A 14,915-nucleotide genomic window follows, 5' to 3' on the forward strand; every position below is an offset into this window, starting at 1 on the left:
CCGTGCCGAACCGGCGCGGATCCCCTTCCGGCGTCCATCTCCTGAGACAGGTGTCAACGAGGATGACGCTCCTGTCGCCGCCTGTCATCATGTGCCGGTGCGTACCTCTGAGAGCAGTGACAGCGGCGGCAGAGGCGTCGGGCTGGGTCTCGCGCTCGTCTCCGCGCTGGCCTTCGGCGGGTCCGGAGTGGCCGCCAAGCCGCTGATCGAATCGGGCCTCGACCCGCTGCACGTCGTGTGGCTGCGGGTGACCGGCGCCGCCCTGGTCATGCTGCCGCTCGCCTGGCGCCATCGCGCCCTGCCGCGCCGCCGCCCCGCGCTGCTCCTCGGATTCGGACTCTTCGCCGTCGCCGGTGTCCAGGCCTGCTACTTCGCCGCCCTCTCCCGGATACCCGTGGGCGTGGCGCTGCTCGTCGAGTACCTGGCGCCCGCGCTGGTGCTCGGCTGGGTGCGGTTCGTGCAGCGGCGGCCCGTCACCCGCGCCGCCGCGCTCGGTGTCGTCCTCGCGGCCGGCGGGCTCGCCTGCGTGGTCGAGGTCTGGTCGGGGCTGAGCTTCGACGCGCTGGGCCTGGCGTACGCGCTCGCCGCCGCCTGCTGCCAGGTCGGCTACTTCATCCTGTCCGACAAGGGCAGCGACGCGGGCACGCGGGCGCCGGACCCGCTGGGCGTCATCGCCTACGGCCTGATCGTGGGCGCCCTCGTGCTCACCGCCGTCGCCCGCCCCTGGGAGATCCACTGGTCCGCGCTCACCGGCTCGGCGCGGATGGACGGCACCGCCGTACCCGCTCTCGCCCTGCTCGTCTGGATCGTGCTCGTCGCCACCGTGGTCGCCTACGTCACCGGGGTGCTGTCGGTACGACGGCTCTCCCCGCAGGTCGCCGGGGTGGTGGCCTGTCTTGAGGCGGTGATCGCGACGGTGCTGGCCTGGGTGCTGCTCGGCGAGCACCTGTCCGCGCCGCAGGTCCTCGGCGGCCTCGTCGTCCTGGCCGGCGCGTTCATCGCCCAGTCCGCGACGCCCGCCGAGGGGTCCCTGGAACCGGTGGCCGCCGGCGGCCCGGAAAGGGCGTTGTCCGGGCCGCGCACCTCCGCCTGAAGTGCTGGTCATGCCGTCCACGCTCGTCCTTCCGCCGCCCACCGCCTGAGGCGGGCCTCCGGGACACCCGCCCGGCGCGATCGGCGCCGGGCCGGACGGTGCTGCCCGCAGACGAAGTCAGCGCGACCCGATCGATCGGGCCGCTCCCGAACTTCCGCACCGCTCGGGTGCGTTCTGCGGAGAAACTTCCTTGTCGAACTCGAACTCGAACTCGAACGCGATCGTGGAATCGAGTGCTTCCACCGGCCTGCCCGACCCTGCTGACCCGCCGGTGGGGCCGGGACGACGGCGCCGCCGAGACCACCGTACGGGCGTTCGCGGTGACCACCCTGTGCCTGCTGCCGTTCGCGCTGCACGAGGGACTGCTCCCGCACACCGGCCACCCGGCCCGGCTGCTGGGGCTCCTGTGCTGCATCGCCGCCGTGCCCACGGCGCTCGCGTACGCCCTGTACTTCGCGGGCGCGTCCGTCGTCCGGTCCGCCACCGTCTCCGTGATCATGCTCCTCGAACCGGTGACCGCGGCCGTGCTCGCCGTGCTCCTGCTCGGCGAGCGGCTCACGGTCACCGCCGTGGCCGGCACCCTGCTGATGCTCACGGCGGTCGCGGGCCTGACCGTGAGCGAGGCGGCGCCGCGCGGGGGCGGCCGTCCGGCGGGTCCCGGTGACGACCCGGCCGCGCCGAAGGGGAGTCACTCCCCGGCGAGGTAGTCCGGCAGCTCGATCCCGGACGCCAGGTCGGCGTTCGGGATCGGGGCGTCGTACCCCTTGCGGAGCGGGACGACGCCGGCCCAGACCGGGAGGGCGAGGTCCTCCGGTTCGTCGTTGGCGCCGCCGGTGCGGATCTTCGCGGAGACCTCGTCCAGGTCCAGGCGGATCACCGCCGTCGCGGCCAGCTCCTTCTTGTTCGCGGGCCGGGAGTCGGCGGCGCGCCCCGCCACGACATGGTCCACCAGGGCGTCCAGCGCGCGGCGCCGCTCCTCGGGGTCGGTGACCTCGTGCGCGACGCCGTGCACCACCACCGAGCGGTAGTTGATCGAGTGGTGGAAGGCGGAACGGGCCAGCACCAGACCGTCCACATGGGTCACGGTCAGGCAGACCTCAAGGCCCGGGTCGGCGGCGCCGGTCATCCGCAGCGGGCGCGAACCCGTCGAGCCATGGATGTAGAGCCGCTCGCCCACCCGGCCGTACAGCGTGGGCAGCACCACGGGGGCGCCGTCGCGCACGAAGCCCAGATGGCAGACGTACCCCTCGTCCAATATCGCGTGCACCACCTCCTTGTCGTACGACGCCCGGTCCGCGCCGCGCGTGGGCACGGTGCGGTCGGTCGGGGTGTAGGCGATGGGCTGGGTCTGCGCGGTCGTGCCCGGCATGGCGGTCCCTCCAATGCGATGCCGACAGGCGATCGCGTTTGTACTAGTGCATAATAGGTTTTGTGCTAGGAGAGTATCGGATCGAGGGCCGCGGCGCAGCTGAGATCGCGGCCGATGTCGAACGCGCGGTGGGTACCGGGGAGCTGCGTCCCGGCCAACCCCTGCCGCCCATGCGGGAGTTGGCCACGCGGCTGGGGGTGAATCCGAATACCGTCGCGGCCGCGTATCGCACCCTGCGCGAGCGCGGGGTGATCGAGACGGCCGGGCGGCGCGGCAGCCGGGTGCGGGCCAAGCCGGTGACCACCGGACGCGATCAGCTGCGGGTGGAGGTGCCGCCGGGCGCCCGCGACCTTTCCACCGGCAACCCGGACCCGGACCTGCTGCCCCGGCTCGCCCCGGCGCTCGCGGCCGCGGCCGAGGCGGGGGACCGGCGGGCCGTCCTCTACGGCGGCGACCCCGTCGACCCGGGCCTGGCCCGCGTCGCCCGCGCCGAACTCGACGCCGACGGCGTCCCCGAGGGGCCCCTCGCCGTCACCTCGGGCTCCCTCGACGCCATCGAGCGCGTCCTCGCCGCCCGCCTCAGGCCCGGTGACACGGTCGCCGTCGAGGATCCCGGCTGGGGCAGCGCCCTCGACCTGATGCCGGCGCTGGGGCTGCGCACGGTCCCGGTGGGCGTGGACGACGACGGGCCGTCGCCCGAGGACCTGGCCCGGGCCCTGGCCGAAGGGGCCCGCGCGGTGCTCGTCACCGCCCGCGCCCAGAACCCGACCGGCGCGGCCGTGACCGCCGCCCGCGCGCGTGCCCTGCGCGCGGTGCTGCGCGCGCATCCGGACACCCTGGTGATCGAGGACGACCACGGCCACGGCATCGTGGACCTGCCCCCGCACCCCCTCGCGGGCACCACCCGGCACTGGGCCTTCGCGCGTTCCGCGGCCAAGACCTACGGCCCCGATCTGCGCCTCGCCGTCCTCGCGGGCGACCCGGTGACCGTCGACCGGGTCCGCGGCCGGCAGCGCCTCGGCCCCGGCTGGGTGAGCCTGCTGCTCCAGCGGGCGGTTGCCCAGCTGTGGAGCGAGGGAGCGGTGGACCGTACGGCGGTGGCGGAGTCGTACCGCTCCCGGCGGCAGCCCTTGATCGACGCCCTGGCCGCGCGGGGCATCGAGGCCCGCGGCCGTACCGGCATGAACCTCTGGATCCCGGTCCCGGACGAGACCACCGCCGTCGCCCGCCTGCTCCAGTCCGGCTGGGTCGTCGCCCCGGGCGCCCGCTTCCGCCTGGCCAGCCCCCCGGCCGTCCGGATCACGGTGTCCCCGCTGACCCCGGCGGACATCGAACCGCTGGCGGGGGCGATCGAGGCGGCCGTACGACCGTCACCGTCACGTGTCTTCGGCTGACGGCGCGTCCCGGAGGGGTGCGGGGAACCGCGCGGCGAGCCACCCACGACCCGCGCGCGCCGCCCCCGCGCCCCACCCCGTCAGGCGCGCTTCTTCCCCCGCACCTGTGTGAGCGCCGCGCCCGCGAGCACGATCGCCGCGCCCACCGGGGTGTTCCAGTGCAGCGACTCCCCGAGGATCGCCACGCCCGCCGCGGTCGCGATGACCGGAATGAAATACGTGACCATCTGCGCCGTCGTAGGCCCGACTTCGGCGACCAGACCGTACTGGAGGAGCACCGCGAGCCCCGTGCCGAGCGCTCCCAGCGCGGCGACGGCCAGCAGCGGCACCAGGGCGAAGTGCTTCGGCATTCCGGTGAACAACGGCGTCACGACGGCCAGTTGCACCGTCGCCACCAGCAACTGCCCACCGGTCATCGACAGATGGGAGTTGCCCGTACCCGCCAGCGTCCGGCGGACGTAGATCCAGCCCACCGGGTAGCTCAGCGAGGCGAGCAGGGCCATCGCCGTGCCGGTGGCGTCGAGGCCGTGGAAGCCCTGCCAGGCGCCGAGCACCGTCAGCACCCCGAGGAACCCGAGACCGAGCCCGGCCACCCGGACCCGCGTGGGCCGGTCCTCGGAGAGCGCGACCACGGACAGCGCCATGCCCCACAGCGGCGAGGTGGCGTTGCAGATACCGGCCAGCGTGGACGGGATGGTCAGCTCGGAGTAGGCGAAGAGGGAGAACGGCAGGGCGTTCAGGAAGAACGCGGCGACCGCCATGTGCGCCCACAGCCGGGCCCCGCGCGGCAGCCGCTCCCGCTTGACGGCCATCGCCGCCACCAGCACCGCCGTGCCGAAGACCAGCCGACCGAGGGTGACCTGGAACGGCGCGTACCCGCTCGTCCCCACCTTGATCAGCAGAAAGCTGAAGCCCCAGATCAGCGACAGGGCGCCGAAGCGCAGCCGCCAGTCGAGGCGGGGGCGGGGAGGCGACTGGTCCGGGGTGGTGGGGGACTGCGTCTCCGGGGTGGCGGGGGACTGCGTTCGGGATGCGGCGACCGTGCTCATGACGACAACCATGCGGGACCATACCTCGTAGCACAATCGAGAAATCTCACCGGGTATCTCGTAGGGTCGCTTATATGTTGAACCTGGAACGCCTGCGCACCCTGGACGCCCTGGCCCGGCACGGCTCGGTCAGTGCCGCCGCCGACGCGCTGCACGTCACCACGTCCGCCGTCTCCCAGCAGCTGGGCAAGCTGGAGCGCGAGATCGACCAGCAGCTCCTCGCCAAGAACGGCCGGGGCGTGCGGCTCACCGACGCCGGACGGCTGCTCTCGGAGCACGCGGCACGCATCCTGTCGCAGGTGGAGCTGGCCGAGTCGGATCTGGAGGCGCACCGCGGGCAGGTCGTCGGCGAGCTGCGGCTCTCCGCGTTCCCCACCGCCGCCCGGGGCCTGTTCCCGGTGGCGCTGCGGGCGCTGCGCGCCGAGCACCCGGGGCTGCGGGTGCGCTCCAGCGAGCTGGAACCGGAGCAGGGCATCGCCGCCGTGGTGCGCGGCGACCTCGATCTCGCGGTGGTCCTGGACTGGTACAACAAGCCGATGCCGGTACCCGACGGACTGGTCAAGGCGCCGCTCCTGGACGATCCCGCCGAGGTCGCCGTGCCCGCCGGACACCGGCTCGCCGGCCGCGAGGAGGTGGACCTCGCCGAGTTCGCCGAGGACGAGTGGATCACCTGGGGCGAGGGCGAGTTCTGTCACGAGTGGCTGATGTTCACCCTGCGCTCCAAGGGCGTCGAGCCCATCGTCGGCCATCGCGCGGGCGAGACCCACACCCAACTCCAGCTGGTGGCGGCCGGGTTGGGGGTGTGCATCGCCCCGCTGCTGGGACGCCACCCGGTGCCGGAGGGCGTGGTCCTCGTACCGCTCACCCAGCGGGTGCGCCGGCACGTCTATGTCGTCTGGCGGGCCGACGCCGACCGCCGGCCCTCCATCCGCGCGGCGGCCGAGGCCCTGCGCACGGCCGCGCGGAAGGTCGACTGACCGGGCTCCGGAGGGGCTACAAGCCTCCGACTCGCCTCACAGCGAGCCGAGTTTGCGGAAGTCCCAGGAGGCGATCCGCTCCGGCACCAGCCGCGCCCACGCGTGCCGGCCGTCGTGCGGCAGCTCGTCCAGGCCGAAGTACTTGCGGGCGAACGCCGTTTCCACGGCGGCGAGTTCGGGGCACGGCAGCCCGGTGCGGGGCGCCTCGCCGACGAACTCCACGCGGCCCGCCAGCTCGGCCCCCCGCAACTCGCCGTACACCTCGCCCGTGTCGACCACCACCGCCACCCGGGGATCGCGGCCGAGCTGGGTCCAACGCCGACTGCGCACCAGGGAGTAGAGCCACAGCGCGCCGCCGTCCCAGAGGAACCAGAGCGCGCTCGCGTGCGGGGCGCCGTCGGCGGAGACGGTCGCGACCCGGCAGGTGCGCTCCTCGGCCAGGAACGCGTCCAGCTCGCCGGGCGACATCATGATCCTGCGGCCCCGGCGCTGCGGAGTGACGGACATGCGGCCCCCTCGTCGTCGTACCGGAAAACCCTTCCGCCGGTGATCCTCTGACATGACATCAGGAAAGGGAACAGCCCGGCCCCCTCGTCTTCCCTCGCCCGCGCGCGGCCGTTACCCTCACCGTCCGGGCTTCGGAGAAGGGCACGCGGTGGCGGCGTACGAGCGACTGGGCGACCTCCTCGATCCCGCGCGCACCGTGCTGCTGACCGTGGAGTGCCAGCGGGGTGTGGTGGGACCGGACGCCGCCCTGCCCGAACTCGCCCGCGCGGCCCGCTCCTCGGGAGCCCTCGGCAATGTCGCCCGGCTGGTCGACGGCGCGCACCGGGCCGGTGTCCAGGTGATCCACGCGATCGCCGAGCGCCGCCCGGACGGCCGGGGCGCGAGCCGCAACGCCCGGCTGTTCCGCGCCGCCGAACGGCTGCCCGTGCACCAGCTGTCCGGCAGCACGGCGGTGCGGGTCGCGCCGCCGATCGAGGTCGCCGAGGAGGATCTCGTCGTACGACGGCTGCACGGGCTGTCCCCGCTGCACGGGACCGGCGTCGACGCCCTGCTGCGCAACCTCGGCTGCCACACCCTGGTCGTCACCGGCGTCTCGGCCAACGTGGCGATTCCCAACGCGGTGTTCGACGCGGTCAACCTCGGCTACGCCGCCGTCGTCCCGGCCGACGCCATCGCCGGGGTGCCCGCCGACTACACCGCCGCGATGATCCGCCACACCCTCGCCCTGGTCGCCACCGTCACGACCACCGACGAGGTGCTCGGCCGCCTCGCGCCCCCGCGCCGCGGCCGGCCCCAGTAACCTGGGGCGATGCTCAAGGAAGTCACCGTGACCCGCTACATCACGCCGCTGCGTGAGGGCGGCTCGCTGCCGGGGCTCGTCGAGGCCGACGACTTCGGGACCTACGTCATGAAGTTCACCGGAGCCGGACAGGGCCGCAAGACCCTGGTCGCCGAGGTGGTGTGCGGCGAACTCGCCCGGCGCCTCGGCTTCCGCACGCCCCGCCTGGTCACCGTCGAACTGGACGCCGTGCTCGGACTCGGCGAACCCGAACAGCAGGTGCAGGACCTGCTGCGCGGCAGCGGCGGCACCAACCTCGGCATGGACTTCCTCTCCGGCGCCCTCGGCTACGACCCGCTCGCCTTCGCGGTGAGCCCCGAGGAGGCCGGGCGGATCATCTGGTTCGACGCGCTGATCAACAACGTGGACCGCTCCTGGCGCAACCCCAACCTCCTGGTCCACCGGGGCGAGCTGTGGCTCATCGACCACGGCGCCACCATGATCTGGCACCACAACTGGCCCGCCGCCGAGAAGTCCGCGGCCCGCCCCTACGACGCCGCCGAGCACGCCCTCGCCGGCTTCGCCCCCGACCTCGCCGCGGCCGCCGCCGACCTCGCACCCCGCGTCACCGAGGACCTGCTCACCGAGGTCACCGCCGAGATCCCGGACGCCTGGCTCACCGGCGAACCCGGCTTCGACACCCCGGACGAGCTGCGCCGGGCCTACGCGCGCCCGCTGCTCGCCCGCGCGGCCGTCATCGCCGAGCGCATCACCGGCACCGGCACCGGCATCCAGGAGGACAAGTGAGCGAGACACATATCCACATGGCCGGTCATGTGACCGAGCGCCACATCACCCGGGCCGGCCAGGGCGGCGACCGGGACGTCTTCGAGTACGCGCTGATCAGGGTCGTACCCCGGATCGAACGCGGGGAGTGCCTGAACGCGGGCGTGGCCGTCTACTGCCGCGCCCGGGGCTACGTCGGCGCCCGCACCCACCTGGACGAGAACCGGCTGCGCGCCCTGGACCCGGCGGCCGACGCGGCCGGGATCAGGGCGGCGCTCGGCGCGATCGAGCGGCACTGCGCGGGCGGCGCGGAGGCCGGGCAGGCGGCCGGGGACGACGCCGGGCGGCGGTTCCGCTGGCTGATCGCGCCCCGCTCCACCGTGGTCCAGCCCGGCCCGGTGCACACCGGCCTGACCGCCGACCCGGCCGCCGAGACGGAGCGATTGCTGGACCTCCTGGTGAGGTAATGGATCACAACGGCCGGATGAGCCGTTGACACCGAGTGTCAGGGCTTCTAGCGTCGTGTGGGCTGAAGATACTAAGCGGTCGCTCACCGCGCCGGAAGGTCCTCCCGAAGGGCCGGACGGGATCTCTCAAGGGCGAGGAGAAACAGCACATGTCCACCACTGAACAGCGGGTCGCGGTCGTCACCGGCGCCGCGCGCGGCATCGGTGCCGCGACGGCCGTACGGCTGGCCGCCGAGGGCCGCGCCGTCGCCGTGATCGACCTGGACGAGGCCGCCTGCAAGGACACCGTCGAGAAGATCACCGCGGCCGGCGGCAAGGCCATCGCGGTCGGCGCCGACGTCTCCGACGAGGCGCAGGTCGAGGCCGCCGTCGCCCGGATCGTCGCGGAACTGGGCGCCCCGACGATCCTGGTCAACAACGCGGGCGTGCTGCGCGACAACCTGCTGTTCAAGATGAGCGTCTCCGACTGGGACACCGTCCTGAACGTGCATCTGCGTGGCTCGTTCCTGATGACCAAGGCCGTGCAGAAGCACATGGTCGACGCCGGCTTCGGGCGTGTCGTCAACCTGTCCTCCTCCTCGGCGCTCGGCAACCGCGGCCAGGCCAACTACTCGGCCGCCAAGGCGGGTCTCCAGGGCTTCACCAAGACCCTCGCCATCGAGCTCGGCAAGTTCGGCATCACCGCCAACGCCGTCGCCCCCGGTTTCATCGCCACCGAGATGACCAAGGCCACCGCCGACCGCGTCGGCATGGGCTTCGATGACTTCAAGAAGGCCGCCGCGGGCGCCATCCCGGTGCAGCGCGTCGGCGAGCCCGAGGACATCGCCAACGCCATCGCCTTCTTCACCGGCGAGGCGGCCGGATTCGTCTCCGGCCAGGTGCTGTACGTCGCCGGCGGACCGCTCGACTAGGGGACACCGCACATGACTTCCGCAGAACTCCCGCCCCTGTCCGGCAAGGTCGCCCTCGTCACCGGCGCCAGCCGCGGCATCGGCTACGGCGTCGCCGAGGCCCTCGTCGCACGCGGCGACCGGGTGTGCATCACCGGCCGCAACGAGGACGCGCTCAAGGAGGCCGTCGACAAGCTCGGCGCCGACCGGGTCATCGGCGTGGCCGGCAAGGCGCACGACCTCGACCACCAGAGCGAGGCCGTCGAGCGCACCATGGAGGCCTTCGGTCGCCTCGACCACCTGGTCAACAACGCGGGCACCAACCCGGTGTTCGGGCCCATCGCGGACCTGGACCTGAACGTCGCCCGCAAGGTCTTCGAGACCAATGTGATCTCCGCCCTCGGCTTCGCCCAGAAGACCTGGCACGCCTGGCAGAAGGACAACGGCGGCGCGATCGTCAACATCGCCTCGATCGCGGGCCTCGCGCCCTCGCCGTTCATCGGCGCCTACGGCGTCAGCAAGGCCGCGATGATCAACCTGACCCAGCAGCTGGCGCACGAGTTCGCGCCCAAGGTGCGGGTCAACGCGATCGCCCCGGCCGTGGTCAAGACCAAGTTCGCCCAGGCCCTGTACGAGGGCCGCGAGGAGGAGGCCGCCGCCTCCTACCCGCTGGGCCGGCTCGGCGTGCCGTCCGACATCGGCGGCGCCGCGGCTTTCCTCACCTCCGCGCAGTCCGACTGGGTCACCGGTCAGACCCTCGTCGTGGACGGTGGACTCTTCCTCAACGCCGGGGTGTGACACCAGCTCCCGGGCGCCGGAATCCGGACGGACCGGCGCCCGGGACACCGCCCATCGGACACCGGGCGGGATGACAACGACGTCATCGCCTTTTCGATCAAGTGGCCATGTTCCAGGGGAGGTTGGGCGCGCTGGCGCTGCGGTAAGGTCTGCCGACCTTGGTAGGCGGATCGAGGAGCGTGCGCGTGTTCAACCGGAACCGATTCCTGCGGAGAGTCGCGGCGATCGCGTCCGTGTCGCTGGTCGCCGGCGGCTGCGGTCTGCTGTCCGACGGGGACTCGGGCAAGGGGGGCCCGATCGTGGTCGGCACCACCAGCGCGCCCAGCACACTGGATCCGGCCGGAGCCTGGGACGGTTCCTGGGAGCTGTACCGGAACATCTACCAGACCCTCCTCGCCTACCCGAACGGCGCGACGACCCCCCAGCCCGACGCCGCCCGGAGCTGCTCCTTCGCCGACTCCTCCAGCCGCACCTACCGCTGCACGCTGCGCGCCGGACTGAAGTTCGCCGACGGCGACCCGCTGGACGCCGAGGCGGTCAAGTACTCCGTCGACCGCATCCGCGCCATCAACGCGCCCGCCGGACCCGCGGGACTGCTCGGCAGCCTCGACAGCGTGGAGACCTCCGGCGACCGCGAGGTCGTCTTCCACCTCGGCAAGTCCGACGCCACCTTCCCGTTCGTGCTGGCCACCCCGGCCCTGTCCATCGTGGATCCCAAGGACTACCCGGCCCGCGCCCTGCGCACGGACCCGGTGGCCGACGGCTCGGGGCCGTACAAGCTCCAGTCGTACCAGGAGGGCCGGCAGGCCGTCCTCACCGGCAACGGCAACTACCACGGCTTCGCCCGGCGGCAGAACGACGCGGTGACCATCCGCTACTTCCAGGACTCCGCCGGGATGGTCAAGGCACTGCGCGACAAGCAGATCGACGTCACCTACCGCGGTCTCGGCGCCGACGACATCCTCGCGCTCCAGCAGCAGGGCAACTCCGACCTCCAGCTCGTGGACGGCGCCGGCACGGACATCAGCTACCTGGTGTTCGACCCCAAGGACCCCTGGGCCGGGCGGCCCGCCGTGCGCAAGGCGATCGCCCAGCTCGTGGACCGGGGCGCGATCGCCCACAAGGTGTACAAGGACACCGTCGACCCGCTGTACTCGATGGTCCCCAAGGGCCTGGTCGGCCACACCACCGCCTTCTTCGACGAGTACGGCGACCCGAGCACCAGAAAGGCCCGGACGACCCTCCAGGACGCGGGCATCCACCAGAAGGTCCCGCTGACCCTCTGGTACACCACCGACCGCTACGGCTCCGAGACCGCCCTGATGTTCAAGGAGCTGAAGCGGCAGCTGGAGGGCTCCGGACTGTTCACCGTCGCGCTCGAGAGCCGCCCCTGGAAGAGCTATGTGGTCGGTTACCAGAAGGGCGAGTACCCGGTGTTCGGCCGCGGCTGGTCCCCGGACTTCCCCGACGCGGACAACTTCATCGCGCCCTTCACCGGCGAGCACAACGCGCTCGGCACGCCCTACCCGGCCAAGGACATCACCGACCGGCTGCTGCCGCACTCGCGGGCGCAGAGCGATCGCGCCAAGACCGTCGGCGACATGGAGCGGGCCCAGCGGATCATCGCGGGCGACGCCCAGCTGCTGCCGCTGTGGCAGGGGCGGCAGTACGTGGCGGCCAGCGACGACATATCCGGCGGCGAGCAGGCGCTCGACCCCTCGACGATCATGATGATGTGGATGCTGCACCGCAAAACCAGCTGGTGAGCGGTGGGGAGCGGACCTGCGGGGCCCGTTGTCAGTGGTCGCCTGTAGGTTCGGGATCCTGAAGTGACCGCACGCGGTAATTGATCGACATCGTGAGGACGTTGACGTGACCGACATCGCCATGCTGCCCGAGTCCTGGCGCGGGGTTCTGGGCGACGAACTGGAGAAGCCCTACTTCAAGGAGCTGACCGAGTTCGTCGAGGAGGAGCGGGCGAAGGGCCCCGTCTACCCGCCGCGCGAGGAGGTCTTCGCCGCGCTGGACGCCACGCCGTACGACAAGGTGAAGGTCCTCGTCCTCGGCCAGGACCCGTACCACGGCGAGGGCCAGGGCCACGGGCTGTGCTTCTCGGTCCGTCCGGGCGTGAAGACCCCGCCCTCGCTGCGCAACATCTACAAGGAGATGCAGGCCGAACTGGACCTGCCGGTCCCGGACAACGGCTATCTGATGCCGTGGGCCCGGCAGGGCGTGCTGCTGCTCAACGCGGTCCTCACCGTGCGGGCCGGCGAGGCCAACTCGCACAAGGGCAAGGGCTGGGAGAAGTTCACCGACGCCGTGATCCGCGCGGTGGCCTCCCGCCCCGACCCGGCGGTGTTCGTGCTGTGGGGCAACTACGCGCAGAAGAAGCTCCCGCTGATCGACGAGGAGCGGCACGTGGTGGTCAAGGGCGCGCACCCCTCCCCGCTGTCCGCGAAGAAGTTCTTCGGCTCCCGCCCCTTCACCCAGATCAACGAGGCGATCGCCCGCCAGGGCCACGAGCCGATCGACTGGCGCATCCCGAACCTGGGCTGACGGTGGCGTCGGCGCCGCCTGACCGGTAATCCGGGTGGCGCCGGTTAGCGTCGGTGCACGACAGCGGACGATCGCCGGAGGACGCGGTGGCGGAGCGACGGGAACAGACGGCCCTGGACGAGGTGCTGACGCGGATCGGCCAGGTCGTGATGCTGCACCACGCCGGTGACCGCGAGGAGGCCCGCAGCCGCTTCCTCGACCTGTGGACGGAGGTCGGCGAGGACGGGGATCCGCTGCACCGGTGCACCCTGGCGCACTATCTCGCCGACACCCAGGACGACCCCGCCGACGAACTCGCCTGGGACCTGCGGGCCTTGGCGGCGGCCCGGGAACTGCCCGACGGCGGCCCCCGGGGCGTGCCGGGCTTCTTCCCCTCCCTCCACCTCAACCTGGCCGCGGACTACGTGAAGCTGGGCCGCACCGAGGCCGCCCGCGCCCAACTCGCCCATGCCCGCACGGCCGCGGACGCCCTCACGGACGACGGCTACGGCGAGGGCGTCCGGGCGGCGATCGGGCGACTGGAGTCGCGGTTGGAGGAGGGTGGGTCAGAGGGGCCAGAGGGGCCAGGGGGACCAGGTGGACCAGGAGGGCCGGGGGGACCAGGAGGCGGGGGGACTTGGGGACCGCCCAGGCAGAGGCCCAGTTGAGGGGGCGGGATGGGGTGCGGGGGGATGCGCCGTCCCGTCGATGCCGGGGGAGGGGCGGGCGGCGTGGATGTGCGGTCGTGGGATCGGGCGGGTGCCGAGGCAGGTCGGTGATGGTGTGGCGGCCGGGCGTGTCCCGTGGCGGATGCTTGTTCTGCTACCGGGGGCAGCCGTTGGCGGTGCCAGCCGTCCGGGCTGCCCGCCGCAAAGGACATCGGCTGCCGGGGATGCTGCCACGGGGGAGCCCACCGCTGAAGCTGCCTGCTCACCGCACCGGTTGCCCAGCGCACCGGTTGCCCAGCGCACCGGTTGCCCAGCGCAGTGGGTGCTCGCCGCCGGGAACGCCACCGCCATGGGGATGTCACAGTGCGGGGTGCACCGGCGCGTGCTGCCCCCGCTGCGAGGTGTCACCGGCACGAGATGCCATCGGCACGAGATGCCATCGGCGGGCGCGCCGGTCGTCCCGGCGCCGCCCGTTCAGTGTCGTCCGTACGTCCGCTCGCAGATCTCCGACTCCGGGCTGTTGCCGCGCCAGCCGCCGTACTCGCGGCCCAGGTCGCAGACGTCCGCGGGCACGCGCTGGGAGGTGCGTGGCGGGGCCTGGGCGGGGTGGTGGGCCTGGGGCGGCCGGGCCGGTGGGGGAGCGAAGGCACGCGCGGGGGAGTGGCCGGGCGCGTGGCGGCCGGGGGCTTCGGGTGCGGCGGGCTTGGGGGAGGCGGCCGGGTCCCCGGAGGGGCCGACCATCTCCAGGGCCTCGCGGGCCGGTGCCTGCACCACCCGTGGTGACGCGCTGCCGTCCGTGCGGGGCGCCGGCTGCTGCGCGGGCGCGGCACTCGGCGGCGGTCCCGGTGCCGCCGTGTGCCGTACCGTCACACAGCCGGTGAGGGCCGAGACGGCGACGGTGACCAGAAGCGCTGCGGTGGTCGTCGTTCGATGCACCCGGGCAACGATGCTGGTTCCGGACCCGGTTGGCATCAAAGAGTCGAGCCGGATGCCCCCGCCCGGGTGAACTCCCCCACCGAACGAGGGGTTTCCGCCCCACGCGGCTGACGGCTCAGGCGCCGGTGCTCCCGTCGATCCGCTCCCGGAGCAGATCCGCGTGCCCGTTGTGCCGGGCGTACTCCTCGATCATGTGGGTGTAGATCCAGCGGAGCGTGAAGTGCTCCTTGCCGGCGCGGTCGGTACGCCGGGACAGCTCCTCCAGGGAGCGGCCCGCGGTGTCGCGCCGCGCCCTTTCGACCTCGGCGCGGTGGGTGGCGTGGGCCTCCTCCCAGGTGTCCGTCTCCGTGACGTGGAAGTCGCCGTCGGCGTCGTCGTCGGAGCAGTAGAGGACGCCGAGATCCTCGTCCAGCAGCACCTCGTGGAACCAGAACCGCTCCACCTCGGCCATGTGCCGCACCAGCCCCATCAGGGTCAGCTCCGAGGGCGGCACCGAGGCGGTCCGCAGCTGCTCGTCGGTCAGCCCCTCGCACTTCGCGATCAGGGTCTGGCGGTGGAAGTCCAGCCAGCCTTCCAGCATCTCCCGTTCACCGGCGTTCAGGGCGGGTTCGTCGCGTTCGCTCGTCATGCCCTCATCCTCACCGGTCGAGTGCCGCCGCTGCCAGGGG

Annotated in this window: 16 protein-coding genes and 1 pseudogene; 12 read left to right on the forward strand and 5 right to left on the reverse strand. The window is 72.7% G+C overall.

The window, feature by feature from the left end; translation table 11 throughout:
- Positions 1 to 91 precede the first annotated feature (91 nt).
- Complete coding sequence (locus QHG49_RS29515; RefSeq protein WP_301491878.1) at positions 92 to 1,093, forward strand: DMT family transporter; 1,002 nt, start codon at positions 92 to 94, stop codon at positions 1,091 to 1,093.
- A gap of 254 nt (positions 1,094 to 1,347) precedes the next feature.
- A pseudogene (locus QHG49_RS29520) lies at positions 1,348 to 1,800 on the forward strand (DMT family transporter); the annotation flags it as partial.
- On the opposite strand, the gene QHG49_RS29525 reads toward QHG49_RS29520, so the two are convergent.
- Entirely contained in the window at positions 1,782 to 2,462 is a 681-nt protein-coding gene (locus tag QHG49_RS29525) for a pyridoxamine 5'-phosphate oxidase family protein (RefSeq protein ID WP_301491879.1), read from the reverse strand. The pseudogene QHG49_RS29520 and the gene QHG49_RS29525 sit on opposite strands and share 19 nt — an antisense overlap.
- A gap of 62 nt (positions 2,463 to 2,524) precedes the next feature.
- Between QHG49_RS29525 and QHG49_RS29530 the strand changes: the two genes are divergently transcribed.
- Positions 2,525 to 3,856 carry an aminotransferase class I/II-fold pyridoxal phosphate-dependent enzyme gene (locus tag QHG49_RS29530; protein ID WP_301491880.1) on the forward strand — a complete coding sequence of 444 codons (1,332 nt, stop codon included), beginning with the start codon at positions 2,525 to 2,527 and terminating at the stop codon, positions 3,854 to 3,856.
- Positions 3,857 to 3,936: 80 nt separating this feature from the next.
- Here QHG49_RS29530 and QHG49_RS29535 read toward each other — a convergent pair whose 3' ends face one another.
- Positions 3,937 to 4,905 carry a DMT family transporter gene (locus tag QHG49_RS29535; protein ID WP_301491881.1) on the reverse strand — a complete coding sequence of 323 codons (969 nt, stop codon included), beginning with the start codon at positions 4,903 to 4,905 and terminating at the stop codon, positions 3,937 to 3,939.
- 74 nt (positions 4,906 to 4,979) lie between these two features.
- Between QHG49_RS29535 and QHG49_RS29540 the strand changes: the two genes are divergently transcribed.
- Complete coding sequence (locus QHG49_RS29540) at positions 4,980 to 5,882, forward strand: LysR family transcriptional regulator (RefSeq protein WP_159699398.1); 903 nt, start codon at positions 4,980 to 4,982, stop codon at positions 5,880 to 5,882.
- A 36-nt stretch (positions 5,883 to 5,918) separates the two neighbouring features.
- Here QHG49_RS29540 and QHG49_RS29545 read toward each other — a convergent pair whose 3' ends face one another.
- Positions 5,919 to 6,389: a pyridoxamine 5'-phosphate oxidase family protein gene (locus QHG49_RS29545; protein ID WP_301491882.1), complete on the reverse strand. Its 471-nt coding sequence runs from the start codon at positions 6,387 to 6,389 to the stop codon at positions 5,919 to 5,921.
- A gap of 148 nt (positions 6,390 to 6,537) precedes the next feature.
- On the opposite strand from QHG49_RS29545, the gene QHG49_RS29550 reads away from it, so the two are divergent.
- From QHG49_RS29550 to QHG49_RS29585, 8 genes are all read left to right on the forward strand, one after another.
- The gene (locus tag QHG49_RS29550; RefSeq protein WP_301491883.1) at positions 6,538 to 7,188 is read left to right on the forward strand and encodes a cysteine hydrolase; all 651 of its coding nucleotides are present in this window, start codon (positions 6,538 to 6,540) and stop codon (positions 7,186 to 7,188) included.
- Positions 7,189 to 7,197: 9 nt separating this feature from the next.
- The gene (locus QHG49_RS29555) at positions 7,198 to 7,974 is read left to right on the forward strand and encodes a HipA family kinase (RefSeq protein WP_159699389.1); all 777 of its coding nucleotides are present in this window, start codon (positions 7,198 to 7,200) and stop codon (positions 7,972 to 7,974) included.
- Positions 7,971 to 8,420 carry a DUF3037 domain-containing protein gene (locus QHG49_RS29560; protein WP_145486197.1) on the forward strand — a complete coding sequence of 150 codons (450 nt, stop codon included), beginning with the start codon at positions 7,971 to 7,973 and terminating at the stop codon, positions 8,418 to 8,420. Before QHG49_RS29555 ends, QHG49_RS29560 begins: the two co-directional genes overlap by 4 nt.
- 149 nt (positions 8,421 to 8,569) lie before the next feature.
- On the forward strand, positions 8,570 to 9,331 hold the full coding sequence (gene fabG / locus QHG49_RS29565) for a 3-oxoacyl-ACP reductase FabG (RefSeq protein WP_145486196.1): 762 nt from the start codon (positions 8,570 to 8,572) through the stop codon (positions 9,329 to 9,331).
- Positions 9,332 to 9,343: 12 nt separating this feature from the next.
- The gene (locus QHG49_RS29570) at positions 9,344 to 10,108 is read left to right on the forward strand and encodes an SDR family oxidoreductase (protein WP_145486195.1); all 765 of its coding nucleotides are present in this window, start codon (positions 9,344 to 9,346) and stop codon (positions 10,106 to 10,108) included.
- Positions 10,109 to 10,293: 185 nt separating this feature from the next.
- On the forward strand, positions 10,294 to 11,874 hold the full coding sequence (locus QHG49_RS29575) for an ABC transporter substrate-binding protein (RefSeq protein ID WP_301491885.1): 1,581 nt from the start codon (positions 10,294 to 10,296) through the stop codon (positions 11,872 to 11,874).
- Between the two features lie 106 nt (positions 11,875 to 11,980).
- The gene (locus QHG49_RS29580; protein ID WP_145486193.1) at positions 11,981 to 12,664 is read left to right on the forward strand and encodes a uracil-DNA glycosylase; all 684 of its coding nucleotides are present in this window, start codon (positions 11,981 to 11,983) and stop codon (positions 12,662 to 12,664) included.
- Between the two features lie 86 nt (positions 12,665 to 12,750).
- A complete protein-coding gene (locus QHG49_RS29585) occupies positions 12,751 to 13,311 on the forward strand; it encodes a hypothetical protein (protein WP_301491888.1) in 561 nt (186 codons plus the stop codon).
- 474 nt (positions 13,312 to 13,785) lie between these two features.
- Here the strand turns inward: QHG49_RS29585 and QHG49_RS29590 are convergent, their stop codons facing one another.
- Complete coding sequence (locus tag QHG49_RS29590) at positions 13,786 to 14,247, reverse strand: hypothetical protein (protein ID WP_236576232.1); 462 nt, start codon at positions 14,245 to 14,247, stop codon at positions 13,786 to 13,788.
- 115 nt (positions 14,248 to 14,362) lie between these two features.
- Positions 14,363 to 14,875, reverse strand: coding sequence for a DinB family protein (locus QHG49_RS29595; RefSeq protein ID WP_301491890.1), 513 nt, complete (start codon positions 14,873 to 14,875; stop codon positions 14,363 to 14,365).
- Positions 14,876 to 14,915: the final 40 nt, after the last annotated feature.

Source organism: Streptomyces sp. WP-1 (assembly GCF_030450125.1).
Taxonomy (GTDB): Bacteria; Actinomycetota; Actinomycetes; order Streptomycetales; family Streptomycetaceae; genus Streptomyces; species Streptomyces incarnatus.

Coding starts and splice junctions, on each gene's coding strand:
- QHG49_RS29555 (WP_159699389.1), top strand. CDS start 7,198: ATGCTCAAGGAAGTCACCGTGACCCGCTACATCACGCCGCTGCGTGAG.
- QHG49_RS29525 (WP_301491879.1), bottom strand. CDS start 2,462: ATGCCGGGCACGACCGCGCAGACCCAGCCCATCGCCTACACCCCGACC.
- QHG49_RS29540 (WP_159699398.1), top strand. CDS start 4,980: ATGTTGAACCTGGAACGCCTGCGCACCCTGGACGCCCTGGCCCGGCAC.
- QHG49_RS29570 (WP_145486195.1), top strand. CDS start 9,344: ATGACTTCCGCAGAACTCCCGCCCCTGTCCGGCAAGGTCGCCCTCGTC.
- fabG (WP_145486196.1), top strand. CDS start 8,570: ATGTCCACCACTGAACAGCGGGTCGCGGTCGTCACCGGCGCCGCGCGC.
- QHG49_RS29595 (WP_301491890.1), bottom strand. CDS start 14,875: ATGACGAGCGAACGCGACGAACCCGCCCTGAACGCCGGTGAACGGGAG.
- QHG49_RS29545 (WP_301491882.1), bottom strand. CDS start 6,389: ATGTCCGTCACTCCGCAGCGCCGGGGCCGCAGGATCATGATGTCGCCC.
- QHG49_RS29535 (WP_301491881.1), bottom strand. CDS start 4,905: ATGAGCACGGTCGCCGCATCCCGAACGCAGTCCCCCGCCACCCCGGAG.